Annotated in this window: 2 protein-coding genes; one reads left to right on the top strand and one right to left on the bottom strand. The window is 74.3% G+C overall.

From position 1 onward, the window contains the following. Positions 1 to 1,079, bottom strand: a 1,079-nt coding sequence (locus tag H5J30_RS28080; protein WP_181790096.1) for a zinc-dependent metalloprotease, incomplete at its 3' end; no start/stop codon positions are given. Between the two features lie 175 nt (positions 1,080 to 1,254). On the opposite strand from H5J30_RS28080, the gene H5J30_RS28075 reads away from it, so the two are divergent. Then, on the top strand, positions 1,255 to 2,283 hold a 1,029-nt coding region (locus H5J30_RS28075), incomplete at its 3' end, for an SDR family oxidoreductase (RefSeq protein WP_181790095.1).

The following is a 2,283-nucleotide window of genomic DNA, read 5'->3' as shown; positions in this document are numbered from 1 at the left end:
GGCTCCGCGGCGGCGTGCACGACCGCGTCGACCCAGCCCTCGACCAGCGCGAGCGCCGTCTCCAGCCGGGCCAGCGCCGCCTTCTGCTCCGGGGTGTCCTCCGGCTGGAACATGCCCTGCTGCAGCGCCTCCTGCAACTGCTCGGGACGCTCGATGTCGACCTGGCCGACCAGGTCCTCAAGCTTGGACGTGTCCACCTTGATGCCGCGCGCGTAGCCCTCGACCGCGCCGAACAGGTGCGAGCGCAGCCACGGTACGTGGGCGAAGAGCCGCTGGTGCGCCGCCTCGCGCAGCGCCAGGTACAGCCGGACCTCGTCCAGCGGCACGCCCAGGCCCTCGCTGAACCTCTTGATGTTCACCGGCAGCAGCGCCGCCTTGCCCGCGGGACCCAGCGGCAGCCCGATGTCGGTGGAGCCGACGACCTCGCCGGCCAGCACCCCCACCGCCTGCCCGATCTGGGTACCGAACATGGCTCCGCCCATCGAGCGCATCATGCCGATGAGCGGGCCGGCCATGGCCTGCATCTCCTCCGGCAGCACACCGCCCATCGCGGCGCCCACGCGCTCGGCGACCGGGTCGACCAGCTCCTTCCACACCGGAAGGGTCGCCTCGACCCACTCCGCGCGGGACCAGGCCAGCGCGGCGCCCGAGCCGGACGGCAGCGACGTCGCGCCGTCCAGCCACAGGTCGGCCAGCCGTACGGACTCCTCGACCGCCTTGCGCTCGGAGTCCCCGACGCTGGCGTCCCTCGAATCTCCCCCGGCGGCGCCCTGGGCGACCGTCTGCCTGGCGATGTCCTTGGCCATGTCCCAGTTGACCGGCCCGCCCTCGTAGCTCAGCATCTGGCCGAGCTGCTGGAAGGCCGCGCCCAGGTCCTGCGGGCCCATGGCGCCGCCCTGGCCGCCCAGGGAGCCGAAGAGGGCCGCGAACGGGTTCTGCGGGTCGCCGCCGGCGCCCCCGAAGCCGAACGGGTCCCGGCCGCTCGGGTCGCCGTCCCCCTTGCGGGCACCCTTGTCGTCGCCCTCGCCGTCGTCGTCCGGCTCCTTCGGGGGGCCGAATCCGAATGGGGTGTCACTCACGGTTTCCTCGGCTCGTCGGGCCGCCTGCACCGGGCCGGCGGCGTACGCCCTCCACTACCTCCACCCTATGCCGCTTCGTATGCCTGCACGATGTCCTGGCGCCCGCCGCCACCACTGCGGGTGCGGCTGGGGCAGGATGGATGGAACTACTGCACACAACAGCTGGAGCCGCCCGGTGAGTTCCCCGGAACCGAACGTTCGCGCAGCGCGAAAGGCCGCCGATGGGGCCGCGGCCGACGAGCCCGCCCCGGGCGCGTGGCGCCCCGTCGTCGCCGTCACCGGGGCGGCGGCCGGCATCGGCGCCCTGGTCACGGAGCGGCTGGCGGCCTCGGACGAGGTCAAGCAGGTCGTCGCCATCGACGAGCGCCGCGGGGAGCTGCCCGAGGCCCACTGGCACGTGCTGGACGTGCGGGACCCCGCGATCGCCGAGAAGCTGCGCGGCACGGACGTCGTCGTGCACCTCGCCCTCGACCTGGACCTGGAGACCGACGCCACGGCCCGTACGGCGTACAACGTACGTGGTACGCAGACGGTGCTCACCGCCGCCGCCGCGGCCGGCGTGCGCCGCGTCGTGCTGTGCACCTCCGCCATGGTCTACGGGGCGCTGCCCGACAACCCCGTCCCGCTCGCCGAGGACGCCGAGCTGCGCGCCACCGAGGAGGCCACCGGCGTCGGCGACCTGCTGGAGATGGAGCGCCTGGGCCGCCGCGCGCCCCGCGCGCACCCCGGGCTGAACGTCACGGTGGTGCGCCCGGCGGCCGTCGTCGGGGGCGTCGACACCCCGCTGACCCGGTACTTCGAGTCGCCGCGGCTGCTGGTCGTCAAGGGCACCCGGCCGTGCTGGCAGTTCTGCCACATCGACGACCTGGCCGCCGCGCTGGAGTTCGCGGCGCTGGAGAAGGCCGAAGGGGAACTGGCCGTCGGCTGCGACGGCTGGCTGGAGCAGGAGGAGGTCGAGGAGCTGACCGGCATCCGGCGCATGGAGCTGCCGTCGGCCGTCGCGCTCGGCGCCGCCTCCCGGCTGCACCGCCTCGGGCTCACCCCGTCGCCGGCCGGCGACCTCGCGTACACGATGTACCCGTGGGTCGTCAGCGGCAGCAGGCTGCACGACGCGGGCTGGCGCCCGCAGCACACCAACGAGGAGGTGCTCGCCGAGCTGCTCGCCGAGGTCTCCGACCGTGTGCCGGGGCCACGGTCGCGCTGC

Origin of the sequence: Streptomyces phytophilus (assembly GCF_013870535.1) — a bacterium.
GTDB lineage: Bacteria > Actinomycetota > Actinomycetes > Streptomycetales > Streptomycetaceae > Streptomyces > Streptomyces phytophilus.
This window is presented reverse-complemented; position numbering and strand designations above follow the sequence as displayed.